23 protein-coding genes and 2 pseudogenes are annotated in these 25,508 nt (G+C 63.0%); 17 read left to right on the top strand and 8 right to left on the bottom strand.

The window, feature by feature from the left end; all coding sequences use genetic code 11:
- Nucleotides 1–77: 77 nt before the first annotated feature.
- The 5 genes from AOC05_RS15185 to AOC05_RS15165 all read left to right on the top strand — a co-directional run bounded on the left by AOC05_RS15185 (nucleotide 78) and on the right by AOC05_RS15165 (nucleotide 5,248).
- Nucleotides 78–1,049, top strand: a complete 972-nt coding sequence (locus tag AOC05_RS15185) for a MurR/RpiR family transcriptional regulator (protein WP_062008009.1) — start codon at nucleotides 78–80, stop codon at nucleotides 1,047–1,049.
- Nucleotides 1,042–1,806 (top strand): sugar isomerase domain-containing protein, encoded by a 765-nt coding sequence (locus AOC05_RS15180; RefSeq protein WP_062008006.1) that lies wholly within the window; start codon nucleotides 1,042–1,044, stop codon nucleotides 1,804–1,806. The genes AOC05_RS15185 and AOC05_RS15180 overlap by 8 nt, the downstream gene beginning before the upstream one ends.
- 141 nt (nucleotides 1,807–1,947) lie before the next feature.
- Entirely contained in the window at nucleotides 1,948–3,360 is a 1,413-nt protein-coding gene (ngcE, locus tag AOC05_RS15175) for an N-acetylglucosamine/diacetylchitobiose ABC transporter substrate-binding protein (RefSeq protein ID WP_062008004.1), read from the top strand.
- A gap of 92 nt (nucleotides 3,361–3,452) precedes the next feature.
- Nucleotides 3,453–4,352 carry a carbohydrate ABC transporter permease gene (locus tag AOC05_RS15170; protein ID WP_082358210.1) on the top strand — a complete coding sequence of 300 codons (900 nt, stop codon included), beginning with the start codon at nucleotides 3,453–3,455 and terminating at the stop codon, nucleotides 4,350–4,352.
- Between the two features lie 104 nt (nucleotides 4,353–4,456).
- Nucleotides 4,457–5,248, top strand: a complete 792-nt coding sequence (locus tag AOC05_RS15165) for a carbohydrate ABC transporter permease (protein WP_230085704.1) — start codon at nucleotides 4,457–4,459, stop codon at nucleotides 5,246–5,248.
- Nucleotides 5,249–5,321: 73 nt separating this feature from the next.
- Here the strand turns inward: AOC05_RS15165 and AOC05_RS15160 are convergent, their stop codons facing one another.
- A complete protein-coding gene (locus AOC05_RS15160; RefSeq protein ID WP_062007996.1) occupies nucleotides 5,322–5,894 on the bottom strand; it encodes a CGNR zinc finger domain-containing protein in 573 nt (190 codons plus the stop codon).
- Nucleotides 5,895–5,967: 73 nt separating this feature from the next.
- On the opposite strand from AOC05_RS15160, the gene AOC05_RS15155 reads away from it, so the two are divergent.
- Entirely contained in the window at nucleotides 5,968–6,996 is a 1,029-nt protein-coding gene (locus AOC05_RS15155) for an EamA family transporter (protein WP_157375004.1), read from the top strand.
- Nucleotides 6,997–7,027: 31 nt separating this feature from the next.
- Here AOC05_RS15155 and AOC05_RS15150 read toward each other — a convergent pair whose 3' ends face one another.
- From AOC05_RS15150 to AOC05_RS15140, 3 genes are read right to left on the bottom strand one after another with little or no spacing between them, the layout of a single operon-like run.
- The gene (locus AOC05_RS15150; RefSeq protein WP_062007994.1) at nucleotides 7,028–9,325 is read right to left on the bottom strand and encodes a heavy metal translocating P-type ATPase; all 2,298 of its coding nucleotides are present in this window, start codon (nucleotides 9,323–9,325) and stop codon (nucleotides 7,028–7,030) included.
- A gap of 34 nt (nucleotides 9,326–9,359) precedes the next feature.
- The gene (locus AOC05_RS15145; protein WP_062009876.1) at nucleotides 9,360–9,554 is read right to left on the bottom strand and encodes a heavy-metal-associated domain-containing protein; all 195 of its coding nucleotides are present in this window, start codon (nucleotides 9,552–9,554) and stop codon (nucleotides 9,360–9,362) included.
- A 32-nt stretch (nucleotides 9,555–9,586) separates the two neighbouring features.
- Nucleotides 9,587–9,910: a metal-sensitive transcriptional regulator gene (locus AOC05_RS15140; RefSeq protein ID WP_062007992.1), complete on the bottom strand. Its 324-nt coding sequence runs from the start codon at nucleotides 9,908–9,910 to the stop codon at nucleotides 9,587–9,589.
- Nucleotides 9,911–10,045: 135 nt separating this feature from the next.
- Here AOC05_RS15140 and AOC05_RS15135 point away from each other — a divergent pair, with 135 nt between their 5' ends.
- A complete protein-coding gene (locus AOC05_RS15135; RefSeq protein WP_062007990.1) occupies nucleotides 10,046–11,167 on the top strand; it encodes a WD40/YVTN/BNR-like repeat-containing protein in 1,122 nt (373 codons plus the stop codon).
- A gap of 9 nt (nucleotides 11,168–11,176) precedes the next feature.
- Nucleotides 11,177–11,470, top strand: a complete 294-nt coding sequence (locus tag AOC05_RS15130) for a MoaD/ThiS family protein (protein WP_062007988.1) — start codon at nucleotides 11,177–11,179, stop codon at nucleotides 11,468–11,470.
- Between the two features lie 27 nt (nucleotides 11,471–11,497).
- Here the strand turns inward: AOC05_RS15130 and AOC05_RS15125 are convergent, their stop codons facing one another.
- Nucleotides 11,498–11,776 carry an HPr family phosphocarrier protein gene (locus tag AOC05_RS15125; protein ID WP_062007986.1) on the bottom strand — a complete coding sequence of 93 codons (279 nt, stop codon included), beginning with the start codon at nucleotides 11,774–11,776 and terminating at the stop codon, nucleotides 11,498–11,500.
- 68 nt (nucleotides 11,777–11,844) lie between these two features.
- The gene (gene ptsP, locus AOC05_RS15120) at nucleotides 11,845–13,530 is read right to left on the bottom strand and encodes a phosphoenolpyruvate--protein phosphotransferase (RefSeq protein WP_062007984.1); all 1,686 of its coding nucleotides are present in this window, start codon (nucleotides 13,528–13,530) and stop codon (nucleotides 11,845–11,847) included.
- Nucleotides 13,531–13,658: 128 nt separating this feature from the next.
- On the opposite strand from ptsP, the gene AOC05_RS15115 reads away from it, so the two are divergent.
- From AOC05_RS15115 to rlmN, 6 genes and pseudogenes are all read left to right on the top strand, one after another.
- Complete coding sequence (locus tag AOC05_RS15115; protein WP_062007982.1) at nucleotides 13,659–14,369, top strand: TetR/AcrR family transcriptional regulator; 711 nt, start codon at nucleotides 13,659–13,661, stop codon at nucleotides 14,367–14,369.
- A gap of 335 nt (nucleotides 14,370–14,704) precedes the next feature.
- Nucleotides 14,705–14,871, top strand: a pseudogene (locus AOC05_RS20860) (PTS sugar transporter subunit IIA); the annotation flags it as partial.
- A pseudogene (locus tag AOC05_RS15105) lies at nucleotides 14,871–16,025 on the top strand (mannitol-1-phosphate 5-dehydrogenase). The pseudogenes AOC05_RS20860 and AOC05_RS15105, both read left to right, overlap by 1 nt.
- A 189-nt stretch (nucleotides 16,026–16,214) precedes the next feature.
- Complete coding sequence (locus AOC05_RS15100) at nucleotides 16,215–17,963, top strand: pyruvate dehydrogenase (protein ID WP_062007978.1); 1,749 nt, start codon at nucleotides 16,215–16,217, stop codon at nucleotides 17,961–17,963.
- Nucleotides 17,964–18,081: 118 nt separating this feature from the next.
- On the top strand, nucleotides 18,082–18,270 hold the full coding sequence (locus tag AOC05_RS15095) for a hypothetical protein (RefSeq protein ID WP_395939451.1): 189 nt from the start codon (nucleotides 18,082–18,084) through the stop codon (nucleotides 18,268–18,270).
- Nucleotides 18,271–18,428: 158 nt separating this feature from the next.
- Nucleotides 18,429–19,685 (top strand): 23S rRNA (adenine(2503)-C(2))-methyltransferase RlmN, encoded by a 1,257-nt coding sequence (gene rlmN, locus AOC05_RS15090; protein WP_062007976.1) that lies wholly within the window; start codon nucleotides 18,429–18,431, stop codon nucleotides 19,683–19,685.
- A gap of 51 nt (nucleotides 19,686–19,736) precedes the next feature.
- On the opposite strand, the gene AOC05_RS15085 is transcribed toward rlmN, so the two are convergent.
- Complete coding sequence (locus tag AOC05_RS15085; RefSeq protein ID WP_062007974.1) at nucleotides 19,737–20,423, bottom strand: peptidyl-tRNA hydrolase; 687 nt, start codon at nucleotides 20,421–20,423, stop codon at nucleotides 19,737–19,739.
- 88 nt (nucleotides 20,424–20,511) lie between these two features.
- On the opposite strand from AOC05_RS15085, the gene AOC05_RS15080 reads away from it, so the two are divergent.
- The 3 genes from AOC05_RS15080 to AOC05_RS15070 are packed head-to-tail and all read left to right on the top strand — an operon-like array spanning nucleotide 20,512 to nucleotide 24,865.
- Nucleotides 20,512–21,234 (top strand): HAD family hydrolase, encoded by a 723-nt coding sequence (locus AOC05_RS15080; RefSeq protein WP_154606372.1) that lies wholly within the window; start codon nucleotides 20,512–20,514, stop codon nucleotides 21,232–21,234.
- A 44-nt stretch (nucleotides 21,235–21,278) separates the two neighbouring features.
- Nucleotides 21,279–23,645, top strand: a complete 2,367-nt coding sequence (locus tag AOC05_RS15075) for a glycoside hydrolase family 65 protein (protein WP_062007972.1) — start codon at nucleotides 21,279–21,281, stop codon at nucleotides 23,643–23,645.
- Complete coding sequence (locus AOC05_RS15070; RefSeq protein ID WP_395939450.1) at nucleotides 23,642–24,865, top strand: aminotransferase class I/II-fold pyridoxal phosphate-dependent enzyme; 1,224 nt, start codon at nucleotides 23,642–23,644, stop codon at nucleotides 24,863–24,865. Before AOC05_RS15075 ends, AOC05_RS15070 begins: the two co-directional genes overlap by 4 nt.
- 74 nt (nucleotides 24,866–24,939) lie before the next feature.
- Here the strand turns inward: AOC05_RS15070 and AOC05_RS15065 are convergent, their stop codons facing one another.
- Entirely contained in the window at nucleotides 24,940–25,374 is a 435-nt protein-coding gene (locus AOC05_RS15065) for an acyl-CoA thioesterase (protein ID WP_082358019.1), read from the bottom strand.
- Between the last annotated feature and the right edge of the window lie 134 nt (nucleotides 25,375–25,508).

The following is a 25,508-nucleotide window of genomic DNA, read 5'->3' as shown; positions in this document are numbered from 1 at the left end:
CGTGAGTGTGACTTGACTTACATCGGGGATGATAATAGTTTTCATTGTGTAGCCAATTAAAAGAAACGGATTTTCACATGTCATCGTTCGCGCCATCCCCCGTAGCAGTGAGCGCTGCTGGCGTCGTGAACCGCATTCAGGCAAAACTACCTGATATGCCAACGGCGATGGCCAAGATCGGGACGTTTCTTTTAGAACATCCGCAGGCCCCCCTGGAATTCTCCATCATGGAACTTGCCGAGCAAACCAAGACTTCCCCGGCCACTGTCACCCGTTTTTGCCGATTGCTTGGCTACGCCGGATATGTGCCGTTCCGGGTGAGCATCGCCTCCGACATGGGCCGCAGCGACGCCCGTGAGTCGTGGAAGGCGGACATAGGCCGCGCATTCGGACCAGATGATTCCGCCCGTGATGTACTCAGCACCCTTGTCAACGCCCACACACGCTCGCTTGAAGAGACGGCCGCCGTCATGGACCTGTCCCTCATGAATAGGATCGCCCGCCGTATTGCCATGAGCACTCATGTGGATATCTACGGCATCGGCGGCAGTGCGGTCATGGCGAAGGAAATGCAGTCGCGCCTGTACCGCATCGGCGTCAACGCTCATCACTGGTCAGAGGTCCATGCGGGACTCACAAGCGCTGCCATTCAGGACTCAAACTCTGTGGCCATCGGTATCTCCAACACCGGGCGCACCGAGGAGACCATCCAGATGCTGCGCGAAGCTGGCGAGGCTGGGGCTCTGACGGTAGCGCTGAGCAACAACCCGGGGTCACCGCTTGCCGAAGGTGCCGACGCCGCCATCATCACCTCCGTGCATGAGCAGTTCCTGCAGCCGGATGACCTTTCTGCCAAGCACGTGCAATTGCTGGTTCTTGACTTGCTCTACCTTCTGGTGGCCCAAGTGAACTTTACCCAGACCACTTCCAAACTGGCGGCTTCGGCCATGGCCGTTTCCCCGCACCGCCGCCCAACCCGGGCGGCACGGTTGGAATTGGGCAATCGGCGCCCGCCCCGCAACGACGGAAGGGGCCGCAAAAATGTCTGACTCCATCATTGCCTTCAGCCTGGAGGTTTCCACCCGCCTGGACGCCTTGACCCAATGGGCTGCCGGCGGCGGACTCGATGAGGCAGCCGGCGCTTTAGCCGACTCCTTGAACAACGGTGGCGTCATCCAAGCGTTCGGGACCGGGCACTCCGAAGCCTTTGCCATGGAGATCGCCGGCCGGGCAGGCGGACTGATCCCCACCAGCAAGATCGCCTTGCGGGATCTGGTGCTGCACGGGATGCGGGAGGTGTCCGCGCTGGACTCGCTGGAGGGTTCGGTACTGGAACGCGAAACCGGCATCGCGCAGGAGCTGTTCGAGCTCTCGTTGGTGGATCCTCGCGACATATTTCTCATCGCCTCAAATTCCGGTGTCAACGGCTCGATCGTTGGTTTGGCGCTTATTGCCAAGGCGCGCGGGCACAAAGTCATTGCCGTCACGAGCCTCGAGCACACAAATGCTGTCGAAACAAAGCACCCAAGTGGGATGCGTCTCAGTGAGATTGCCGATATTGTTATCGATAACAGGGCGCCTTATGGCGATACGACCCTAGAAGTTTCCGGCGGAGGAGGAGTTGGTGCGGTCTCTTCGATCACAGCGGCGTACATAGCGCAGCTGTTGACGATTGAAACCGTCCAATGCCTGGTCCGTGCGGGGAAGAAACCGCCCATCTACATTTCAGCAAACATCCCGGGCGGGGACGAACACAATACCGCTTTGGTGGGCCAATATGCTGGCCGGCTCAGGCGTGAGGCGTGATTCCAACAGCTACGTAGAAGAAGATCGCTACAGCGCGTGAGGAAAGCCACATGAATTGCAGTGAAATGCAGTAAGTGTACAAAAAGTACAAAGCAGTTCCTTTACAAGCGTTCGTACCATCAACGGAAGGCAGTACCTATAATGAGTATTCAGAACAAGCCGCTGCAGCGTCGTGGATTCCTCCGCGGCGCTCTGGCCACCGCCGTGCTCGTCCCCATGGGCGGAGCCCTCGCTTCCTGCGCAGGCGGCTCCGGAACCTCAGCAAGCTCCGCAGCCGGCGGGGAAGTCACCGCCACCAACCCGTTCGGTGTGGCCAAGACCGGCGCCCTTGACGCTGTCATCTTCAAGGGTGGCTACGGAATTGACTACGTCGACTTCGCCGGTGCCATCTTTAGCAAGAACTTCCCCGACGTCACCGTCAAGATCAGCCCCTCTACGGACATTGCACAGGAACTGCAGCCTCGCTTTGTCGGTGGCAACCCGCCTGACCTCATCGACAACTCCGGTGCCAAGTCCATCGGCTTTGCCGCCATCCTTGACCAGCTTGAGGATCTCAAATCCGTCACCGAGGCGAACAACCTCGAGGGTAAGAAGATCGCCGACACCCTGTACGACGGCGTGTTGGCGCCGGGCACCTTTGGCGACAAGGTTGCCGCCATCAACTACGTGCTGACCGTCTACGCCATGTGGTACTCCCAGAGCCTTTTTGACGCCAACGGCTGGAAGGTTCCCACCACGTGGGACGAGGCGCTGGCGCTTGGCGCCAAGGCCAAGGAGCAGGGCAAGTACCTCTTCCTCTGGGGCAAGGAAGCTGCCACGTACTACCAAACCATGGCCATCGAGTCGGCCATCAAGGAAGGTGGCGACGCGGTGCGCATCTCCCTGGAAAATCTCAAACCCGACTCCTGGTCACAGCCGGCCGTGCAGTCCGTCTTCGGTGCACTGGAGAAGATCATCAAGGCGGGCTACATGAAGCCCGGCGGCTCCGGTACCAAGTTCACGGCTGCCCAGGCGCAGTGGTCCAACAACCAGGACGCCCTGCTGTACCCGTCTGGTTCTTGGATTGAAAACGAAATGAAGGACCAGACCAAGGCCGACTTCAAGATGACCGGCGCGCCTATTCCTGTTGTCACGAGCAGCCCTAAGATCGCCCAATACATTGTGCGGTCCGCCGCTGGCGAGCCGTTCATCGTCCCCTCCAAGGGTGCAAATGCTGCCGCGGGCAAGGAATTGCTGCGCATCATGCTCTCCAAAGAGGCTGCCACCAACTTCGCCAAGACCAAGCTGGCCCCGACAGTTGTCAAGGGCACTGTCCCGGCTGACGGCTTTGGCTCCACAGCACTAGTTTCCCAGACGGCAATGCTAGACAAGGCCGGAAAGGAAGCTTTCACTTGGAACTTCATCGACCTGTACGGCATGAACCCGGACATGCTGGTGCCGTGGAACTCCTTCCTCGCCGGTGAGCTCGACACTGCGGGCCTAACCAAGGCGCTGCAGGCCATTACCGACAAGGTCGCGAATGACAGCACAGTTAAAAAGATTGAAGTGAAGTGACTCAAGTAGCAAACCATGTGCAGTCGGGCAGCGGCGTTCCAGCCGCTGCCCGGCGGCGCCGGAAAAAACTGACATTCGATAAGGTCAGCTTCATGGCAGTCTTTTTGGGACTGCCGTTGGTGATCTATCTGGTCTTCGTGATTTCGCCGTTTGTCCAGGCGGTGTACTACTCGATGACCAGCTGGAGCGGCTTCGACAACAACATGCCGTTTATTGGCTTCGATAACTATGTCAAGCTCTTCAACGATGACATCTTCATGATCTCGGTCCGCAACAGCATCATCCTGGCCATCTTCCTGCCCGTCATCACGGTCATATTGAGCCTGATACTTGCCACACTGGTGACCATTGGTGGCAGTAGCCGGGGTCAAATCAAGGGCCTAAAGGGCGCGGGGTTCTACCGGATCGTCTCCTTCTTCCCCTACGTCATCCCCGCCGTCGTCATCGGCATCATTTGGGCGCAGATCTACGATCCCAGCTCCGGGTTGCTTAACGGACTCCTAGCGGGTTTGGGCTTTGACGGGTTCAAGGACTTCCCATGGCTGGGTGATCCGCGCACCGCCATGGTCGCCTCCATGGTCGTCATCGTCTGGGGCTTCGTGGGCTTCTACATGATCTTGTTTATCGCAGCCATCAAGGGTATCCCCGCCGAGACCTTTGAAGCCGCACGCATTGACGGTGCCGGCCGTTTCCGCACGGCCATCACCATCACCATTCCGCTGATTCGTGACAACATCCAGACCGCCTACGTATACATGGGCATCTTGGCCCTGGACGCGTTTGTCTACATGTCAGTCCTTAACTCCACGGGTGGCCCGGACAATACAACCCTAGTCATGGCGCAGAAGCTGTTCACCACGGCGTTCTCCAAGAGCCAGTTCGGCCTGGCGTGTGCCATGGGCGTTGTCCTGGCCGTCATCACTTTGATTTTCTCGGCGCTCGTCTTCCTGGTGAATCGTCTCACCGGCGGCAGCAAGGATGTGTCCAACTAATGTCACTTAAACTCTCAAAGAAATCATCAAATGCCCTTGGGCATGTGGAGCGCAAGCCTCAAGAGGCCAAGGCTGACAAGGTTGTCGCCGGTGTCTCCCACACCATGCTGGCCTTGTGGTCCCTGCTGGTTCTGATTCCTTTGGCCTGGACGTTGCTGTCGTCGTTCAAGACCACCAAGGAGATCTTTGCTTCGCCATTCTCCTTCCCCGATGTCTGGCAGTTCCAAAATTACATCAATGCTTGGAACACAGCCGGCATTGGCAACTACTTCCTGAACACTGTGATCGTGGTCGGTTGCGCGCTGGTGATTGTCATGGTGCTGGGTGCCATGTGTGCCTACGTCCTAGCCCGCTACGTATTCCCCGGTTCCCGCACCATCTACTACTTGATGCTCGCGGGCCTGACTTTCCCTGTCTTCTTGGCCATCGTGCCCTTGTTCTTCATACTGAAAAACATGGGGTTGCTCAATACCTTGCCCGGTCTGATCATTGTCTACGTGGCGTTCGCGCTGCCGTTCACGGTGTTCTTCCTGTTCTCCTTCTTCAAGGCGCTCCCGAGTGAGATTGCGGAAGCGGCACAAATTGATGGTGCCGGTGAGTGGCGCACGTTCTTCCAGGTCATGTTGCCGATGGCCAGGCCCGGGCTCGCCTCGGTACTTATCTTCAACTTCCTAGGGCTGTGGAACCAATACCTGATTCCCGTCGCCATCAATACCAAGAATGAAAACTGGGTGCTCTCTCAGGGAATCGCGGCTTTCGCCGGCCAGATGGGGTACGCGGTGGACTTCGGTGCGCTGTTCGCGGCCGCCATCATCGTGGTGGTGCCGGTGCTGATCGTGTACGTCATCTTCCAACGCCAGCTGCAGGGGTCGGTTTCCGCAGGAACCATGAAGTAGCTTTTCCTCGAATTCGAACGGGCAGTAGTTGTTGATGTTGGCGTCCAACATCAACAACTACTGCCCGTTCGAGTTACTTCTTGGCTGATTGACGACGCCTGTACGCGGCCACGTGGGCCCGGTTGCCGCAGTTGCCGGTGTCGCAATACCGCCGCGAGCGGTTCTTGGAGAGATCTATCAGCACCGCACGGCAGTCGTCGGCGGCACACACCTTCAGCCGGTCCAGTTCCTTGGCTCGGATCACGTCCACTAGGGCCATGGCGGCCTCCACCCCCATGCGTTGGGCCAGGGGTGCTGCGGGTGCCGTTGCGTGTAGGTGCCAGTCCCACTCGTCGTGCTTGAGCAGTTGTGGCAAGGCGCGGGCACGGTCCAGCAACGAGTTGACCATGGCCACGGCCGTGTCCTCATCAGCCGTCCAGATGGTGCGCAACTCCGCACGCATCTGACGCACCGCGGCCACCTCCTCCGCCGAGTGTTCGCGGGAACCCGTGAACTTTTCGCGTTGCACGAACTCATCAAGGCTGGCCACGGTCAGCAACAAATCGGGTCCCGTGGCACCCTTGTCGGCCTCGATCGAGGTGGGCGCCGTGTTGATCAAGTTGGCGGCCGACACAAGGGCCACTTCTGCGTCATTAGTAAAGACCATGTTGACTCCTGACAAAGTGCGGGCGTAATGTCATTAGTCTAACGCCTTACACTCCTGACAAATGGATTCCCGTATGCCCACCTCCCAGAACATATCCGCAGAAACCTTGCCCCGGACCCGGACTGCCTTGGCCTCGCCGGCGCTGGTGCTGGCCTTCGTTTCAGCTGCGGCCTTTGCCCTGTCCGGTTCCTTTGCCAAATCGCTGTTCGACGCCGGCTGGTCCCCAGGCGCGGCCGTCGCCGCACGCATTGGCGGTGCCGCCGTCGTACTCTTGATTCCCGTGGTACTCACCTTGGTGCGTAAGTGGCAGACGGTCAAGGGCTCGCTGTTGCGCATCGCCATCTATGGTGTGGTGCCGATCGCCCTGTGCCAGCTGTTCTTCTTCAACGCCGTGGCACACCTGTCGGTGGGGGTGGCCTTGTTGCTGGAGTACCTTTCACCCGTGCTCTTGGTGGGCTGGGCGTGGCTCATGACGCGGGCCCGGCCGCGTGCGCTGACCATGGTGGGTGCGGTGTGCGCCATGGGCGGGCTGGTGCTGGTGCTTGATTTGGCTGGCGGGCAGAAGGTCAGCGTGGAGGGCATCTTGTGGGGGCTTGCCGCCGCGGTGTGCTCGGCGTTTTACTTTGTGATGTCTGCCCGGGCCAATGACAATGTGCCTCCCATTCTGATGGCCGGCGGCGGCATGACCGTGGGTGCGGCCGCGATCTTGGGGTTGGGGCTGGCAGGGGTCATGCCGCTGACGTTCACCATGAGCGATGTTGTCTTTGCCGGGCGGCAGGTGCCGTGGTTTGTGCCGGTGCTTGGGCTGGTGCTGATTACCACGGTATTTGCTTACGTGGTGGGCATTGTGGCCACGCGCGGACTGGGCTCGAAGGTGGCCTCCTTTGTGGCGCTCTTTGAGGTGCTCTTCGCCGTCATTTGGGCGTGGATCCTGCTCGGTGAACTGCCCCGGACCATCCAGCTGTTGGGTGGGCTATTCATCATGTTCGGGGTGGTCATGGTGCGCCTTGACGAACTGCGCGGACCGTCGCGGCGGGGGCAAGGCTACTCCGTGGATCTTGCGGTTGGCGTGGCAGGTCAGAAGGTGGCCGGACTCGATTGAGCCCGGCCACCGTGCCTCGCCAGCTATTTTCCTACTTGCCGAAGCGCCGCAGCCGCAGCGAGTTTGCCACCACCAGCACGGAGCTGGCCGCCATGGCGGCGCCGGCGATCATGGGGTTCAACAGTCCCAGTGCCGCCACCGGGATGCCGATGGCGTTGTAGAAGAACGCCCAGAACAAGTTCACCTTGATGGTGCCCAGGGTCCGCCGGGAAAGCTCGATGGCCGTGGACACCTGGCCGAGGTCATTGCCCATGACCGTCAGGTCAGCCGCCTCAATGGCCACGTCGGTGCCCGATCCCATGGCGATGCCGAGGTCGGCCTGGGCCAGGGCGGGTGCGTCATTGACGCCATCGCCAGCCATGGCCACGATGGCCCCGGCCGCCTGCAGCTTCTTCACGGCCTCCACTTTGCCCTCGGGTAGGACGTCGGCAAACACATCCTCGGGGGCGATCCCCACAATTGCGGCAACCTGGGCTGCCACGGCCGCGTTGTCACCCGTGAGCAAGATCGGGCGCAGGCCCAGTTCCCGCAGCTTGGCGATCGCAGCCACTGAACCGGCCTTGATGGTGTCCTTCAGTGCCACCAAGCCAATTGCCTGGCCGTCAACAGCCACCCAAATGGCGGTGGTGCCCTTTTGCTGCTGTGCCAGCAGGGCCGCCCTGTCTGTTGCGGAAAGTTCGACGCCGTTTTCCTCCAGCCAGCCTGCGCGGCCGGCCAGAACCACGCGGCCCTCGATTACGGCGCGGACACCTCCGCCTGGAGCTGAGGTGAAGTCTGCAATGTCCGGCAGTTCGCCCTGGGGGCGGGCGTGCTCCACGATCGCATGGGCGATGGGATGTTCGCTGTGGGACTCCACGGCCCCGGCCAGTCGAAGCACGTCTGCCGCCGGAACCTGGGTGAGGGTGACGACGTCGACCACGCCCAACTTGCCCTCGGTGACGGTGCCCGTCTTATCCAGCAGGATGGTGTCCACCGTGCGGGTGTCCTCCAGGACCTGCGGGCCCTTGATCAGGATGCCCAGCTGAGCGGCGCGGCCGGTGCCGGTCAGCAGGCCGACAGGCGTGGCCAGGCCCAGGGCGCAGGGGCAGGCAATGATCAGGACGGCGACGGCGGCCGTGAAAGCAGCTTGGATGTCGCCGCTGAAGATGAGCCACAAGGCAAAAGTCAGCACGGCGATGACGAGCACGATCGGCACAAAGACGGCGCTGATCCGGTCCGCCAGCCGGGCGATCGGGGCCTTGCCGGCCTGTGCGGCGCTGACGAGCCTGCCCATCTGGGCGAGCGTCGTTTCGGCGCCGACCCGGGTTGCCCGCACCAGCAGTCGTCCGGAGGTGTTGATGGTGGCGCCGGTGACAGGGTCGCCAGCCGTGACGTCCACTGGCAGCGATTCGCCCGTGAGGAGTGAGGTGTCCACGGCGGAGGTACCGTCGGTGACAATGCCGTCAGTGGCGATTTTTTCACCCGGGCGGACCACAAAGATCTCATCCACGTCAAGGTCGGCTGCCGGGATCTTGACTTCGACGCCGTCGCGCAGGACGGTGGCTTCCTTGGCGCCCAGGCTCAGCAATGCCTTCAGGGCGTCGCCAGCCTTGGCTTTGGCCTTCGCTTCGAGGTAACGGCCCAGCAGCAGGAACGTGACGACGACGGCGGAAACCTCAAAGTACAGGGGGGCGTGCCCGTCCATGTGGGAACCGTGTGCGGTCAGCATCGGATCCATGAACATGGTCACGGCGGAGAACAGGAACGCCGCACTGACGCCGATCGAAACTAGGGTGTCCATGGTGGACGCGAAGTGCCGGGCGTTGATGGCCGCGGCCCGGTGGAACGGCCAGGCCGACCACGTGACAACGGGTAGCGTCAAAGCGCCCACCACCCAGCCCCACTGCGAGAACTGCAGGGCCGGGAACATGGAAATTAGGAACACCGGGACGGTCAGGATGGCGGCCAGGATCAGCCGGGGGCGAAGCGTGGCAGCGGTGCTGCCGTGTGCCATGTGGTCCATGTCCTCGCCCGGGTGAGCCGCACCCTGGTGGGCGTCGTGCTGCGCCCGGGTGCCGGCGTCGTGCTGGGGAAAAACAGGCTTCTTCAGGGTCGCCTTGTAGCCGGTTGCGTTGACTGTGTCGATGATCTGTTGGTCGGACATGCTGGCGGGGACCGTGACCTGGGCTGTTTCCAGCGGGAGGTTCACGGAAGCGCTGACGCCTTCTAATTTGCCCAACTTGCGTTCCACCCGGCTGACGCACGAGGCACACGTCATGCCTTCGATGTCGATCTCGACCATGCGGGGGCCGGTGGTGGCGGTTTGGGACAAAATCTCTGACGCGCTCATGGCGTTCCTTAACGATTGCAGATTGCGAGTGGATTTAGGCGTTGTTGGAGACGACGAGGTAGCCGGCCTCGGCTATGGCCTCGGAGATTTCAGCGGGCTCAAGTGTCAGGGTGGAGGTGATGGTGACCTCGGAGACGCCGCCGGAGTTCAACTCAACGGAGACGTTATCCACGCCTTTGAGTTCGGTGAGTTCCTCGGTGACGGAGCTGACGCAGTGCCCGCACGTCATGCCGGAAACGTTGATGGTGGTGGTGTGCAATTTTAGCTCCTCAGGAGGCGGGAAATGGCGGCGGTGGCCTCGGCGACCTTGTCGGCGACGATCGCCGGGTTGCCGGTTTCGGCGGATTCGTTGGCGGCGTTGACCACGCAATGGGCAATGTGGTCTTCGAGCAGGCCGATGCTGACCGCGTGCAGAGCCTTGTTGACGGCTGCCATCTGAGTGAGGATGTCGATGCAGTACTTGTCCTCCTCAACCATCCGGGCGATACCGCGGACCTGGCCTTCCGCGCGCCTAAGGCGCCGCAGGTAGGCCTGTTTTTCGTCACTGTAACCCTGCGTGCCGACGTGCTCTTCGGTGATTTCCATATCCCCAAGCTATACCCCTATAGGGTATACGTCAAGTACCCCCTGGGGGTATCTGTTCGGGTGCGCGGCGCGCCAGCGGAAAGTTACTGGCCGGTTACCCTTGTCGCTCCCAGCGTCTGGTGATCGAATTTACTCATGACCCCGAATTCAGCCCAGTCAGAAGCCATCCCCGAAACCTTCCTGCTGGCCGTGGGAACCAAGAAGGGACTGTGGCTTGGCACCAGCACGGACCGGCGGAACTACGAGTTCACCGGCCCGCACTTCCTCATGCAGGAGGTGCCCAGCATCGGCATCGACACTCGCAACGGAGGTACCCGCATCCTGGTGGGAACCCGCAGCGAGCATTGGGGTCCCACGGTGGTCCACTCCGATGATCTAGGGGCAACGTGGACCGAGCCGGAACAAGGCGCCATCATGTTCCCGCCGGACACTGACGCTGCGCTGGAACGGATCTGGCAGATCCAGCCGGACGCCGCGGACAGGCCCGGGGTGGTGTGGGCCGGCTGTGAGCCGATCTCCGTCTGGGAATCCACCGATGGCGGCGAGCACTTTGAGCTCAACCGTGGCCTGTGGAACCACCCGCACCGCCCCGAATGGGGTGCTGGCTATGGTGGCGCCGCGGCACACACTGTCCTGCCAAGTCCCGCCGACCCCAACACCATCCATGTCGCCATGAGCACCGGCGGCGTCTACCGCAGCACCGACGCGGGGGAGTCCTGGGTGGCACGGAACAAGGGGATCAGTGCGCCCTTCATGCCGGAGCCATTGCCCGAGTTCGGCCAGTGCGTGCACAAGATTGCCCGCGACCCCAATAACGCCGACACCATGTACGCGCAAAACCACCATGGCGTCTACCGCTCCGATAACAACGCGGACACCTGGGTTTCCATCGCCGAGGGGCTGCCGACCGACTTCGGCTTCACCGTCTTGACCCATCCGCGCCGCTCGGGGACGGCCTGGGTGGTCCCGATCATGTCCGACGATGAGCGCATCCCGCCGAATGCCCAGCTTGCCGTCCACAGAACTGACGACGGCGGCGCTTCCTGGCAGCGTTTGGCCGACGGTTTAGTGCAACCCGAGTACAACGTAGTGTTGCGGGACGCAGCGGCCGTGGACACCGCAGAGCCGGCCGGGCTGTTTTTGGGCACCCGCGGCGGTTCCGTTTACGCCAGCGCCGATGAGGGAGAACATTTCGTGGAAGTCCTCAAGCAGCTGCCGGACGTCCTGTGTGTCCGGGCCGCCGCCGTCGTACTTTAGCTGGTCGCCATGACTGGCGAGGTGAGCGTGTTGATTCCGAGCCTGCTGCGGCCTCTAGTGGGAGGGCAGCAGGAACTGCGGCTGACCGTGGAGCCCGGGGGTGCCACCGTGGTGGCGCTACTTGAGGTGATCGGCGGTGAGTTTCCGGTGTTCAACCGGCGGGTGCGCGATGAAACCGGGGCACTGCGCCGCTTCGTGAACATCTACCTCGACGGCGACGACGTAAGGCGCCTCAAGGGCCTTAAAACGACAGTGGCCGCCGGCCAGGAACTGATGATCATTCAGTCCGTGGCCGGCGGCTGACGCCGCGAAAAGCTTAGCGCGTAAAACCTAGGCAGCGTCCAAATCGGTCTCCAGCATCGCCGCCAACTTATCGAGTGCTGCCTCGGCGCCCTCGCCCTCGGCGCGCAGGACCACAACGCTGCCGTGCTCGGCCCCCAGGGTCATCAGTGACAGGATGCTGCTGGCGTCCATGGCGTCTTCAAGCGGGGCGCCCTCCATGGCGATGGTGACCTCCACGCTCACTTCGCCGGCTGCTGCGGCAAAGAGCGAGGCGGGACGTGCGTGCAGTCCAGAGCTACTGGCGACGGTTACTTTACGTTCGGGCATGGGTTCCTCCTGTGGGACGGTGGTGCTGGAAAAGCTGTGTGGCCCCGGCCGATATCGGTCGGGGCGTATCAGAGACCGAGCTCTGCAAGAATGGGTAATTTCTCACGCGCCAAGCGACGTGCTTCTTCAGGGCTGGTTGCCGACAAAGCCAGCTTAGCGATTTTCTGTGCTTCTTCGTGCGTCACAGTGGCCAAGACGGCTCCGACACCTGCCAGTGACCTGGCCGTCATGGACAGTGTGGACACGCCCAACCCGACCAGTACGACGGCGAGGGCCGGGTCCGAGGCTGCCTCGCCGCAGACCCCCACCGGCTTTCCGGTGCCTTCGGATTCCGCCCCGGCGACCGTGAGGCGCACCAGCTCCAGCACCGCCGGCTGCCACGGGTTGTTCAGGGCGGCGAGCGGCCCCAGCTGGCGGTCGGCCGCCATGGTGTACTGCGTGAGGTCGTTGGTGCCGAGGCTGGCAAATGCAACTTCGCGCAGGATGGATTCGGCGGTCACTGCCGCGGACGGCACCTCAACCATGACCCCTGGCGTCGTCAGGCCGGCGGTGGCGCACATGGCGGCAAAGTCCGCGGCCTCGGCCGGTGTGGAAATCATGGGGGCCATGACCCAGACGTCGGCGGAGGTATCCTTGGCCGCCTCGGCGATGGCGCCCAGCTGGCGTTCCAGCACGCCGGGGGAGGTGGTGTCGGTGCGGTAGCCGCGCACGCCCAAGGCCGGGTTGGGTTCGGTGGCGTCCGTCAGGAACGGCAGGGGCTTGTCGGCGCCAGCGTCGAGCGTGCGCACCACCACCTTCTTGCCGGGGAAAGCGTCAAAGACGCCCCGGTAGGCCGCAATCTGCTCCTCATGGCTTGGTTCGGTCTCCCGTTCCAAGAAACAAAATTCCGTGCGCAGCAGCCCCACACCCTGAGCTCCAGCCGCCGCGGCCTTGACTGCGTCGGCGGCTCCCCCCACGTTCGCGAGCAGCGGCACCAGGTGGCCGTCCGCCGTCACGCCGTTTCCGTCAAAGACCGAAAGCAGTGATGCGGTGGTGGCCCAAGCGTCGGCGGCTGCGCGTTCTGCATCTCCGGGTTCCGTAGAGACGGTGCCGGCCCCGCCGTCGACATAAACCTCGGTGCCGTCGGCCAACTGGTCAACGCCGATAGCGGCGACCACGGCGGGCAGGCCGAGGGAGCGGGCGATGATGGCGGTGTGCGACTGCGGTCCGCCGCCGGCGGTGACAAGTGCGATGACCTTCTCCGGGTCTAGGGTGGCGGTGTCGGCCGGGGCTAGGTCTTGGGCCACCAGGATGAAGGGCGACTCCGCGGAGGGGATGCCCGGCGCGGGCACCCCGCGAAGGGCGGCAACGATGCGCGCGCGGACGTCCAGGACATCGGTGGCGCGTTCGGCCATGTAGCCGCCAAGGTTCACCAGCATGGCCGCGACGGCGTCGGCCGCCTCCCAGACGGCCCGTTCGGCCGAGGTGCCACCGTTGATCAGTTTCACTGCGGATTTCAGGAGCATGGGATCCACGGCCATTAGAGCAGTGGCCTCCAAGACGGCCTTCGCGTCGGCGCGGGCGGCGGCGGCACGGCCCGCCAGCTCCGCCTGGACGTTCTTGGCTGCCGCCTGCAAGTGCGCGGCGGCGGTGGCCGCATCGGTTCCGGGCGCCAGCTTTTCACCGGCGCGCGGCTCGGCCAGCGGCTTGGGCATCTGGCGGATAGTCCCGGTGATTCGGCCCGGGCTGACGCCAACTCCTGGAAAACTCTGCATTGAAATTCCTCAATTCCTTCATCTGGCCTCGGCACCTGCCGGCGGGGACCTGCGGGTGCAGGGTTCCCTAGAAGCCCATCCTGTGATTCACTTCATATAGCGTTGTTATAGATGCTAGGGTAGCAGTCATGAACTTAGACGGCCAGCTTCCACCCAAGGCAAGGTTGCTCAAGGCTGCCGCTGAATTACTTGCCAATTCGGCGGGGGGCGCCGTTTCCACCCGGCAAATCACGGAACTAGCATGTGTGAGCGCGCCCACGCTATACCACCATTTTGGTGACAAAGAGGGGTTGTTCAACGCGGTCGTCGATGCAAAGTTCGAGGACTATGTGGCGGGCGAGCGCAACTTCACCCCCACCGGCAAGCCGTTGGGGGATGTACGCCAAATTTGGGACAACCACCTGAAATTTGGGCTCGAGAATCCGCAGCTGTATTCAGTGATGTTTGGCAACAGCCGTCCGGCGCGGGTGTCCGAGGCTGAGGGTTTCATGGAGGAAATGTTGGAGAAAGCGGCTGCAGCGGGCCAGCTCTGCGTTCCACCAAGGGGGGCCGCCCGAAGCATCCTGGCCGCCAATGTTGGCGTGACCTTGATGTTGATTGCGGAACGGGTGGAGGACCGCAATTTTGATTTATCCGACATGACCCGGGAAGCGGTGATCTCCGCCGTCTCCTCGGAGATGGAACTGAGTACGGCGGGGACACCCGTGGGCGCCTCCTCGGTGGTGGTGGCGGCTATTGCCCTCAACGCCGCACTTGAATCATCACGCCCGGAACAGCTCTCCACCACAGAGTTGAAGATGTTCCTGGAGTGGCTCGATCGCATTGCGAAGTATTCATGAAACACCAGGAAGGAACACGAAAAATCCTGCATTGGCGCAGGACTTACGGTTAGGAATCGACATGGCAACTGCATCCGTGGCCGCCCCGAGGGGCGGAACGCGGGTTGGTGTGCAGAAATTTGGCACCTTCCTCTCTGGCATAATCATGCCCAATATTGGGGCCGTCATCTCCTGAGGCCTCATCACGGCCCTCTTCATCCCGGAGGGGTTCTTCCCTAACGAGACACTGGGCGCCATCCGTGGGCACAGACATCACCATGCTCGTTGGTGCCATGATCCTAGGCCCACTGACTGCCTGGGTCATGAAAAAGCTGGACAAGGCCAGTGAAGGCCGCGGCAAGCCCGTGAAGTTTGTGGTGGGCGTGGCCGGGCTCAACAATGAGCACCTAGCCATTCTTTCCTCGATCGCCCGCGTCTCACTGGCAAGGAGCAGGTTGCCCGGCTGGAAAACGCCGACACCATCGATGAAGTTCTGGACATCTTTGGAAAGGTCAACGCATAGTGAAGAATGTTAATTTTGGTGCGGGCAACATCGGTCGTGGATTCGTCGGACTGCTGCTGCACAACACCGGCTATGAGATTGTCTTTGCCGATGTGGCAGAAGCCCTCATCGAGGAACTCGCCGCAGCGGACAGCTATCAGGTCCACGAGGTCGGCGAGTTGCCCACGGTGCACACGGTGGATAACTTCCGGGCACTGAATTCCGCACTGGCACCGCAGGCCGTTGTCGCAGAAATTGCGACGGCGGACATGGTCACCACCGCTGTGGGCCCGAACATCCTCCAGTTCGCGGCCCCGCTGATCGCCCGCGGCATCGCGGCGCGGGACGCGGGCCTGGCACCGCTGAAGGTCATGGACTGCGAGACCGCCACCAACGCCACCGACATCCTCGAAGCTGCCTTCCGCGCGGATGGCGCCGCGGTTGCGGCCATCGTGGATACGGCTGCCATATTCGCCACTACGGCCATTGACCGGATTGTGTCGAACCAGGCCCCGGGCCAGGGGCTCGATGTCACGGTGGAGACGTTCTTTGAATGGGTCATCGAAAAACCCCGTTCCGGGGAGGGGAGTCGACCATTCCCGGAGTCACCTTCGTCGAGGACCTGGTCCCGTACATTGAACGCAAGCTGTTCACGGTGAATACCGGGAATGCCGCCACGGCGTACTTTGGCTACGCCGCCGGGATTGAAAAAATCTCCGACGCCATGGACGTTCCGGATGTCAAGGCCAAGGTTCAGGCGTGCTGGAGGAAACCAAGGCACTGCTGGTGAAAAAGCACGAATTTGGTGAAGCTGAGCAGGAAGCCTACGTCCGGAAGATCCTGATCCGGTTCTCCAACGAACACCTCCCGGACACGGTGGGCCGCGTGGACCGTGCACCCTTGCGCAAGCTCAGCCGCCACGAGCGCTTCATTGGCCCGGCAGCCGAGCTGGCGGAAAATGGTGTGACACCTGTTGCACTGTTGGAAGCCATTGATGCCGCCCTGCGGTTTGCCGATGCCGGGCACGCCGAGGTTGTTGGTTGGCTTCCATCGTCTAAGACAACACGGCCGCCGACGCCACGGCACGCATCACCGGGCTGGCCCCGGGGCATCCACTGTTCGCGGCGGTATGCGGTCTGATCGACGCGGTAAAGGTGGAGGCGGCAATCAGGTAGCGGCGCAGGCTCCGCGAGAGCGGGGCCAATCCGCGAGGCGACCCTGAAAACGGGGCCAACTCGCGAGAACGGTGGGTAACCCCACCGTTCTCGCGAGTTGGCCCCGTTTTCGATTGGGCGGGCCAGTAGCCCGAGGGACTATATTGGCCTTACGGTCCGCGAGGGTAACCCAACCGCAGGGAGTTAGACATGGCTCAGGAACTTGCCACCCAGCTTATTGAACAACTGCAATCCGCTGGCGTGCGGCGCATCTACGGGATTGTGGGCGACAGCCTGAACCCGTTGGTGGATGCGGTCCGGAAAACAGGCGGCTCAGCCAATGGTGGCATCGACTGGATCCATGTCCGCCACGAGGAGGCGGCAGCGTTTGCGGCAGGCGCCGAGGCACAGCTGACGGGGGAACTGGCCGTCTGCGCGGGATCCTGCGGACCTGGGAATCTGCACCTGATGAACGGGCTCTACGACGCCAACCGCAGTGGCGCCCCGGTCTTGGCAATTGCCTCCCACCTGCCCAGCGTGCAAATCGGCAGCAGCTTCTTCCAGGAGACCCACCCGGACCGGCTCTTTGGCGAATGCTCAGTGTATTCGGAGCTGGTCAGTACCTCCGACCAGGCGCCAAGGGTCATGCATAGCGCCATTTCTCACGCCGTGGGCCTGCGAGGGGTGGCCGTCTTAACGTTGCCTGGAGACATTGCCAGCCTCCCGGCCACTGCGCCGTCGCCCCTGCAACGTCCCGTGCGCCCGGCCAGCCTAGTGCCGGCGCCGGAGAGCGTCAGGGAGCTGGCCGAGGCCATCAACCAAGCTGACAAAGTGGCGATCTTTGCCGGCGCCGGCGTCCAAGGAGCCCACGCCGAAGTCATTGCCTTGGCCGAACTGCTCAAGGCCCCGATTGGGCACAGCCTGCGTGGCAAGGACTTCATCCAGTACAACAACCCCTTCGACATCGGCATGACGGGCCTGCTCGGCTACGGGGCCGCAGCGGAAGGCATCGCCGGTGCCGACTTGCTGATCCTGCTCGGCACGGACTTCCCGTACGACCAGTTCCTGCCCGAGATCCGCACCGCCCAGGTGGACAGGGCGCCGGAGCATCTGGGCAGGCGCACCGACGTCGACATTGCCGTACACGGCGACGTGCTGCCAACCCTGCAGGCGCTCATCCCGCTTGTGGCAGCCAAGGCGGATTCAAAGTTCCTTGACAACATGCTGAAAAAGCACGACAAGCTGATGAACAAGGCGGTGGGCGCCTATACCCGCAACGCAGACCATCTGGTGCCCATCCATCCCGAATATGCGGCCTCGCTGCTGGATGAAATCGCTGCAGAGGATGCCATTTTCACCGCCGACACCGGCATGTGCAATGTCTGGACCGCCCGCTACATCAACCCGCTGGGCACCCGGCGGCTGATCGGTTCCTACCTGCACGGGTCCATGGCCAACGCCCTGCCGCAGGCCATCGGGGCGCAGGCTGCATTCCCGGGCCGGCAGGTCATTTCCGTGTCCGGCGACGGCGGGCTGTCCATGCTGCTGGGCGAACTGATCACGGCCGCAGCACACAAGTTGCCCGTCAAGGTGGTCGTCTTCAACAACTCCACCCTGGGCATGGTGAAACTGGAAATGCTCGTGGATGGACTGGCCGACTTTGGTGTGGACGTCCCTGACACGAACTACGCCGCCATCGCCGCGGCTATGGGATTCCACGCCGTGCGCGTCACCGACCCCGCCGGCATTGCCGACGCCTACCGTGCCGCCTTCGCCCACGACGGCCCGTCGCTGGTGGAACTGGTCACCGACCCCAACGCGCTGTCTATCCCGCCCAAGCTCAAGGGCAGCCAGGTGCTTGGATTCGCCACGGCCATGTCCAAAGTCGTATTGAACAGGGGAGCAGGCGAAGTGGTCAGCATGGCACGCAGCAACCTGCGCAACATTCCTCGCGGATAGCCGCACCCCGGCAAAGGGGTTTCCCGCTTCTCACTGCCGTCCTCGCGATGGTATGTCCGGCTTCGGGGCCTTGAATAGCGGCCCTTACAGGCATAGCGTGGAAGGACATCTTAGGGGGGTGGCCGAAGTGGAAATTCATCCGTGGTGGCTTGAGTTGGATCTGCCTGTAAAGCAGTGGCTGCGCGAAAACGTTAGGGCGGATGAGGTACCTGAGCCTGGGGTGGCGGCCGGTGGTGCGGTGGTGGGTGGAATGCTGACTGCGCGCGAATGGGACTTCATCACAACCTTGTCGGAGTTTGTTGACTAGTCACGGCCGTCCTACCCGGAGAATTCGGTAAAACTGTTGCTTACCCGCACGCCCGTAGTTGGACAACCTCGGGCGTGCGGGTAAGCAACCGGTGTGCGGAATGTGATCTTGGCGGCGAAAACGGGACAGGATGGCCTCTATGAGGGACAATGGAAAGGATGACTTCCCCCAAAAACACCCCCAGCCCTGTTGACGCGACCACAGCGTCAGCCACCAAGACGCGGCCTGCCCGCCGCCCGGCGCAGGTCATGCCTGCCACCGAAGGCTGGAAGCAGGCTAAAGACTCGGGCGGGCGGCCGCTGCTGCAGTTCAAGTCCCCGCGCGTGTCCCAGCCGCCGGTGCACCTGGCGGACCTGACGCTGGCCGAGCGTGAGGCGAAGTTCAAGGAGATGGGCCTGCCGGCCTTCCGCGCCAAACAGCTCTCCGTGCATTACTTCCAGCACTACACCACCGATCCTGAGCAGATGAGCGACCTTCCCAAGGACCGCCGCGCCGAGATCACCGAAACCATGTTCCCGAAACTGCTGACCGAGGTCAAGCGGCTGTCCACGGACAACGGTGACACCGTGAAGTTCCTGTGGCGCCTCTTTGACGGCTCGCTCGTGGAGTCCGTGCTCATGCGCTACACGGGCCGTGTGACCCTTTGCGTCTCCAGCCAGTGCGGCTGCGGCATGAACTGCCCGTTCTGCGCCACCGGCCAGGCCGGGCTGACCCGCAACATGTCCACCGCGGAGATCCTGGACCAGATTGTCCAGGCCAACCGGGTCATCGCCGAGGGCGGGCTGGGCAAGCTGCGCACTGATGGTGGGCACGACGCCGAGCGCGTCACCAACATCGTCTTCATGGGCATGGGTGAGCCCCTGGCCAACTACAAGCGCGTCATGAACGCCGTGCATCGCATGGTGGCCGAAGCGCCGGAGGGCCTGGGCATGTCCGCCCGCGGCATCACCATTTCCACCGTGGGCCTGGTCCCGGGCATCAACAAGCTGGCTGAGGAAGGCGTGGCCGTCACCTTTGCGCTGTCCCTGCACGCCCCGGATGACGAGCTGCGTGATGAGCTGATCCCGGTCAACGACAAGTGGAAGGTGGACGACGCCCTGGACGCCGCCTACAACTACTACAAGGTCACCGGCCGGCGCGTGTCCATCGAGTACGCGCTGATCAAGGATATGAACGATCATCCGTGGCGTGCGGACCTGCTGGCGAAGAAGCTGAACCAGCGCGGCCGGGGCTGGGTCCATGTGAACCCGATCCCGCTGAACCCCACCCCCGGCTCCATCTGGACCTCCTCGGAGCCGGAGGTCATGCAGGAGTTCATCGATCGGCTCATCGCCGCCGGCGTGCCCACGACGTTGCGCGACACCCGCGGCAAGGAAATTGACGGCGCCTGCGGCCAGCTGGCCGCTGCCGAGTAGCAGCGAACGAATGGACGACGCCGGAACCCAAGTTCCGGCGTCGTCCATTCGTTAAGCCGTGGTTTTCTTCCGCCGCGGGAGGGGCTTTTCCTGCGTCACGGACACATAGGCGGTGGTGGAACCGGGCTCGATCTCGGTGCGCCCCGCGTCCTGGATCACTGGGCCCGCGGCCCGTTTGACGCCCCGGCGGAACTCCCGGGGGCTGGCATGGATGACGCCCAAGGGGAACCCGGCCGCAGACCACGCATCAACTGTGAGGGATCCGGCGTCGAGCACCCAGGCGAAGAGCGCATGGGCGGCCTGGGCTGCAGCCTTGCCCGTGGACATCCCCAGTGCACCGTTCAACACGATAGTCACCGGCTGGGCCCCGAGGGGTTCACCGGGGGGCAGCACCGTGTCCGAAACCTGCAGCTTTGCCAGCAGTTTCGGAAGTGCCCGCGCCGGCATGGGCGGGAAGCCGACGGCGTGCCCGTCGCCCACGCTTGCCACGGCATGGCCGGGAAATGCGGCGAGGACCTTGGCAAACATCTTGGCGTCGGCGCGGCGCACGGACTTACCAAACGCGCCGGCAGCCCACTGCTGCCAACAGGGGTTTTCAGGATCCCTTAAGTAAGCCTGTACCGAGGCCAGTGCGGCGGCTGCGATGCCGTAGTCGGCACCGGCCGGTTCCACCCTGTCCACCAGCAAGATGATGGGTTGGACGAGTTCGGGCGGCTCAACTGCGGTTAATTCACTCACAGCACAAGCCTATGTTGTGCCCAGCTGGCAAGGTTACAGTAAGGGCAACGCCGCCCGGCCAAGCGACAAGAGGAAGATAGGGATTGCTATGAGTGAAACCAGCCTTGATTGGAGCGGTGCCGACGCGCTGCTTTTTGACCTTGACGGCGTACTGACCCCCACCGCTGTGGTGCACGAACAAGCCTGGGCAATGCTCTTTGACGGCTACCTTGCTGACACCGGGCACCCCCCGTACCGGGAGAGTGACTATTTCGACTTCATCGACGGCAAGCCCCGCTTTGACGGCGTGCGGGATTTTTTGGCCTCACGCGCCATCACGCTGCCCGAGGGGCCACTGGATGACGATCCCAGCAATCTGACCGTCCACGGTCTGGGCAACAAGAAGAACCTGGTTTTCAACGAGATTGTGGAAACCACAGGTGTGCGGCCGTTTCCCGGATCGGTACGTTTTGTGGAAGCAGCCAAGGCACGCGGGCTCAAGCTCGCCGTCGTCTCCTCCAGCAGAAACGCCCCCGCCGTGCTGGCTGCGGCGGGGCTTGAGGGCTACTTCCCCGTGGTGGTGGATGGGCAGGTGGCGGCCGCCGCCGGGCTCCCGGGAAAGCCGGACCATGCCACGTTCACGTATGCGGCAGGACTTTTGGGCGTTCCCACAAGTGGGTGCATAGTGGTGGAAGACGCCGTATCAGGGGTCCAGGCTGGCAGTGCGGGAGATTTCCTGGCGGTGATCGGCGTGGATCGCGGCGCTGGGCGGCAAACCCTGCTCGACGCCGGAGCCACGGTGGTGGTTGACGACCTCGCCGAGCTGCTCTAACCAAGCCCCTGGAAAAAATCGATCATGACGAAGGAGCAACGCCAGTGGCATTGATCAACTCGGACCGGCGCCGGTTCCCCTGCGAGCCGTGGCAGCTTGTGGAAACCTCCCATGAAAGCGACGACGACGGCACTCTTGAAACGCTGATGGCTCTCGGCAACGGGCACCTTGGCATTAGGGGCAGCCATTCTCTGGGCGATGAGGGCGTCCTGCCCGGGACCTTCATCAACGGCTTCCACGAAACATGGGAGATCAAGCACGCCGAAAACGCCTTTGGCTTTGCCCGCGCCGGACAGCGGATTGTCTACGTTCCAGATGCCGCCAACTTCACGGTGAGTATTGACGGGGAAATACTCACCCTGGATGAATCCACGGTGCTGGACTACCGGCGAAGCGTCGATTTTTCAACCGGCATCTGCCAATGTGAGGTGACCTGGGCGGCGCGCTCCGGCGCCACGGTCACCACCGTGGTGCGCCGGGCAGTCGGCTTTGACTCACGCGGTTCCTTGGGCGTGGAGTTGAGGATCACCGCCGACCGGGAGGTGTACGCGGATGTGAGAAGCGACATCGTCAATCGGCAGGACAAGCCAGTGGAGGACCAGTCGGCCCATGACCCGCGCCGCCCCGGCCGTCATGCCGACAGGATCCTGGTGCCGTTGCACCTGCACGGGTCCGACGGATCGCTCCGGTTGGCGTGGGAGACTGCGGCGTCCCGCCAACGCGTGGCCATGGCAGTGGAGCATTCGATCAATGCGGAGCAACAGCCTTTTGAAACGGTGGTGGACCAGGACGAATCAAGCGTCCGCTACGTCCTAGCGCTGGGCGAAGGCGAAGAGTTTGTGCTGCAGGAAAGCGTCAGCTATGTAACTGCCGGGGCATCGGCGGCACCTGACCGCGGGGAGACGCTGGCCATGGAAGCCCAGGCGGCGCTGGTCAGCGTGGATGCGATTTTTGCGCAAAGTGCCGCACACTACGCCCAGTATTGGGCCACGGCGGACATTGCGGTGGGCGGCGAGCCGGAACTTCAACAGGCAATTCGCTGGAACTTGTTTGCGCTTGCGCAAGCCACGGCGCGCGCAGGGGTGTCTGGCATCCCGGCCAAGGGGGTCAGCGGATCCGGCTACGAGGGGCACTACTTTTGGGACCAGGAAATCTACCTGCTGCCCTACCTGACGTACACCAATCCCATCGCGGCACGCCAGGTTCTGGAATCCCGGCACAGGATGCTGCCGGCGGCCCGTCGTCGTGCCACCGAGCTCAGCGTTGACGGCGCCTTGTTCGCGTGGCGAACCATCAACGGGCTCGAAGCCAGCGCCTATTATGCTGCAGGCACGGCACAGTTTCACATCAACGCGGCCATCGCCTTTGCCGCCCACCGGTACGAATGGGCCACAGGCGATGCCAGTTTCCGCCAGGAGATGGGCGCTGACCTCCTGGTCGAGACGGCCCGCATGTGGGTGTCCCTGGGCTTTTTTGGCAAGGACGGCTTGTTCCACATCCACGGCGTGACGGGCCCGGACGAATACACCGCCGTGGTCAACGACAACCTTTACACGAACGTCATGGCCAGATTCAACTTGCGCGCAGCGGCCGCCGTGGAGGGTCACCCCGGCGTCACGGATACCGAACGGCAGGTGTGGAAGCAAGCAGCGGACAGGATGTCCGTGCCCTTCGATGAGCACCTGCAGGTGCACAGCCAGGACAACGACTTCATGACCCTGGAGCCCTGGGACTGGTCCACGCCACGGTCCCAGTACCCCTTGTTGCTGCACTTCCACCCGCTGGTGATCTACCGGCACCAGGTCCTCAAGCAGGCCGACGCCGTGCTGGCCATGTTCTTGCAATGGCAGGACTTTACGGATGAGGAAAAGCAGCGCGCCTTCGACTTTTACGACCCCATCACCACCGGCGACTCGACCTTGTCAGCCTGTGTTCAGGGCATCATGGCCGCCGAACTTGGCTACACCCACACCGCGCTCAAGCATTTCACCGAGGCGCTGTTCATCGACCTGGACAACTCCCACGGCAACACGATCGATGGCGTGCACGTCGCCTCGACCGGCGGGATCTGGAGTTCGCTGGTCTGCGGTTTTGCCGGGATGCGTGACCAGGGCGAGATGCTGCACTTTGACCCGCGCCTGCCGGCCGGCTGGTCGAGCCTGTCCTTCAAGCTCTCCGTCCGCGGTGTGATGCTCTCCGTCGACCTGGTGGCCGATGCCATCACCTTCACGCGGCCTGTAAGCAACGACGGTACAGCCCTGGCCGTGAACGTGCGCGGCACCGTAGTGGAACTTCCCATGGGCGAACAAACCGCAGTGGCTCTGGCGCCCGTTCCGATACCGACGCCGTCGATCTTCCCCAGCTCCTTCCCCACGACGGGGTTCCCGGTGATCGGCCAGGGCTTGTCGTGAGCGGCCCACTCGGTGTTGCGGCCCGGGCCCAGGTGCCGCCGTTTGCGGTGATGGACATCCTGGCCCGCGTGGCGCAGTTGCGTGCTGCCGGGCGCTCCGTCATTTCATTGTGTGCCGGGGAGCCCGGTGGCGGTGCGCCGTCGGCCGTGTCAGTGGCGGCCGCGGCCCTCCACACGGCAGGGACGCCGATGACCTATACGCCGGCGCTGGGCATTGCCGAGCTTCGGGCAGCCATTGCTGGGCATTATCAGCGTTGGTACGGACTGGAGATTGATGCCCGGAACGTTGCCGTGACAACAGGTTCATCGGGTGCCTTCCTGCTGACGTTCCTGTCAGCATTCAACGCCGGGGACAGGGTCGCCCTGGCCCGGCCGGGCTACCCGGCGTACAAGAACATTTTGCGCGCTCTCGGGGTGGAGGTGGTTGAAATTGACGCCGGCCCGGACACTCGTTTCCAGCCGACGCCGGTGCAGCTCGATGCCGCGGTGCGCGAGCACGGGCCGCTGGCCGGGCTGATGCTTGCTTCACCGGCCAACCCCACGGGCACCATGGTTTCCCGCGAGGAGCTGACGGCGCTGGCGCGGTGGTGTGCCACGCATTCGGTGCGGCTGGTCAGCGACGAAATTTACCACGGCATCACCTACCCGGGCCCCGATGCGCCCGATCCCCGCGGCGTGTGCGCCTGGGAAGTAGACCGCAGCGCGGTGGTGATTTCCAGCTTCTCCAAATATTGGGGCATGACGGGGTGGCGGCTTGGCTGGGCCATCGTGCCCGATGAGCTGGTGGAGGTGGTGGACGCACTGGCCGGTAATGTGGCGCTCTGCCCGCCGGCGCCGGCCCAGTTGGCGGCCGTTGCTGCGTTCAGCGAGGCCTCCTACGCAGAGGCGGATGCGTTTGTGGCCGAATTTTCCCGGACCCGCGACTACCTTCTGGCGAACGTCGGCCGCCTGGGCTGGGAGGATGTGGCCCCGGCGGATGGCGCGTTTTACCTTTACGCCGGACTAGGTCCGGCGATGGACGGGTTCGCTGACTCGGCCGCTTATTGTTCGGCGCTGCTGGAGTCGGCAGGAGTGGCGGTTGTCCCCGGGCTGGACTTTGACGCTGTTGGCGGGCGGCACACCGTCAGGCTAAGTTTTGCCGCCGGGTACGACGCCGTCCAGGAGGGGTTGGAGCGGATTCTCGCGTTCCACGACTCCCGGGCTGGGCACCTGCCCCACTGACTCCCAGGAGCGTTCCTGCGTGGCCCGCCCCGTGGCCCTGTTCTGGGTTTCAGGGCTGGGTTCAGTCTTGGGGTTCAGTCTTGGGGTTCGAAGTGGCTCAGGTGTTTGCGGGGGACCCGGTCCCTGTCGTAGGTGATGGCGTCGAAGCCGTGGGCTGCGGGCTTGCCATCCTCGCCTAGGTTCACGAACACGATCTTCTCGATGGTCAGGATGGACTCCCGGGTGAACATGTTCCGGACCTCGGCGCGCATGGTCAGTGACGTGCGCCCGAAGTGGGTGGCCGTCAGGCCCATTTCAATCAGGTCTCCCTGCCGGGCGGAGGAGACAAAGTTGATCTCGGACATGTACTTGGTGACTGCCAGGCCGTTGCCTAGTTGGACGATCGCGTAAATAGCGGCTTCTTCATCGATCCAACGCAGCAAGCTGCCGCCGAAAAGCGTGCCGTTGGCGTTCAGGTCTTCGGGGCGGACCCATTTACGGGTGTGAAAGGTGATATCGCCGTTGCTCATAAGCCGAATGTACTCGAGAGGGCCGGGGTAGGCCGTGAATTGTTGGTAATAACACATCTCGATTATGCAGCTGCCGGGCCGTACTTGTTCTGGTGCGCCCTCCACAGCCGTATCCGAGGCCCTTGGTCCCCACA

The sequence above is a fragment of the Arthrobacter alpinus genome, assembly GCF_001294625.1.
Classification (GTDB): Bacteria; Actinomycetota; Actinomycetes; order Actinomycetales; family Micrococcaceae; genus Specibacter; species Specibacter alpinus_A.
This window is presented reverse-complemented; position numbering and strand designations above follow the sequence as displayed.

Excerpts from the sequence above, each read along its gene's own strand:
- AOC05_RS15185 (WP_062008009.1), top strand. The coding sequence starts at position 78 with ATGTCATCGTTCGCGCCATCCCCCGTAGCAGTGAGCGCTGCTGGCGTC.
- AOC05_RS15180 (WP_062008006.1), top strand. The coding sequence starts at position 1,042 with ATGTCTGACTCCATCATTGCCTTCAGCCTGGAGGTTTCCACCCGCCTG.
- ngcE (WP_062008004.1), top strand. The coding sequence starts at position 1,948 with ATGAGTATTCAGAACAAGCCGCTGCAGCGTCGTGGATTCCTCCGCGGC.
- AOC05_RS15170 (WP_082358210.1), top strand. The coding sequence starts at position 3,453 with ATGGCAGTCTTTTTGGGACTGCCGTTGGTGATCTATCTGGTCTTCGTG.
- AOC05_RS15165 (WP_230085704.1), top strand. The coding sequence starts at position 4,457 with ATGCTGGCCTTGTGGTCCCTGCTGGTTCTGATTCCTTTGGCCTGGACG.
- AOC05_RS15160 (WP_062007996.1), bottom strand. The coding sequence starts at position 5,894 with ATGGTCTTTACTAATGACGCAGAAGTGGCCCTTGTGTCGGCCGCCAAC.
- AOC05_RS15155 (WP_157375004.1), top strand. The coding sequence starts at position 5,968 with ATGCCCACCTCCCAGAACATATCCGCAGAAACCTTGCCCCGGACCCGG.
- AOC05_RS15150 (WP_062007994.1), bottom strand. The coding sequence starts at position 9,325 with ATGAGCGCGTCAGAGATTTTGTCCCAAACCGCCACCACCGGCCCCCGC.
- AOC05_RS15145 (WP_062009876.1), bottom strand. The coding sequence starts at position 9,554 with ATGACGTGCGGGCACTGCGTCAGCTCCGTCACCGAGGAACTCACCGAA.
- AOC05_RS15140 (WP_062007992.1), bottom strand. The coding sequence starts at position 9,910 with ATGGAAATCACCGAAGAGCACGTCGGCACGCAGGGTTACAGTGACGAA.
- AOC05_RS15135 (WP_062007990.1), top strand. The coding sequence starts at position 10,046 with ATGACCCCGAATTCAGCCCAGTCAGAAGCCATCCCCGAAACCTTCCTG.
- AOC05_RS15130 (WP_062007988.1), top strand. The coding sequence starts at position 11,177 with ATGACTGGCGAGGTGAGCGTGTTGATTCCGAGCCTGCTGCGGCCTCTA.
- AOC05_RS15125 (WP_062007986.1), bottom strand. The coding sequence starts at position 11,776 with ATGCCCGAACGTAAAGTAACCGTCGCCAGTAGCTCTGGACTGCACGCA.
- ptsP (WP_062007984.1), bottom strand. The coding sequence starts at position 13,530 with ATGCAGAGTTTTCCAGGAGTTGGCGTCAGCCCGGGCCGAATCACCGGG.
- AOC05_RS15115 (WP_062007982.1), top strand. The coding sequence starts at position 13,659 with ATGAACTTAGACGGCCAGCTTCCACCCAAGGCAAGGTTGCTCAAGGCT.
- AOC05_RS15100 (WP_062007978.1), top strand. The coding sequence starts at position 16,215 with ATGGCTCAGGAACTTGCCACCCAGCTTATTGAACAACTGCAATCCGCT.
- rlmN (WP_062007976.1), top strand. The coding sequence starts at position 18,429 with ATGACTTCCCCCAAAAACACCCCCAGCCCTGTTGACGCGACCACAGCG.
- AOC05_RS15080 (WP_154606372.1), top strand. The coding sequence starts at position 20,512 with ATGAGTGAAACCAGCCTTGATTGGAGCGGTGCCGACGCGCTGCTTTTT.
- AOC05_RS15065 (WP_082358019.1), bottom strand. The coding sequence starts at position 25,374 with ATGAGCAACGGCGATATCACCTTTCACACCCGTAAATGGGTCCGCCCC.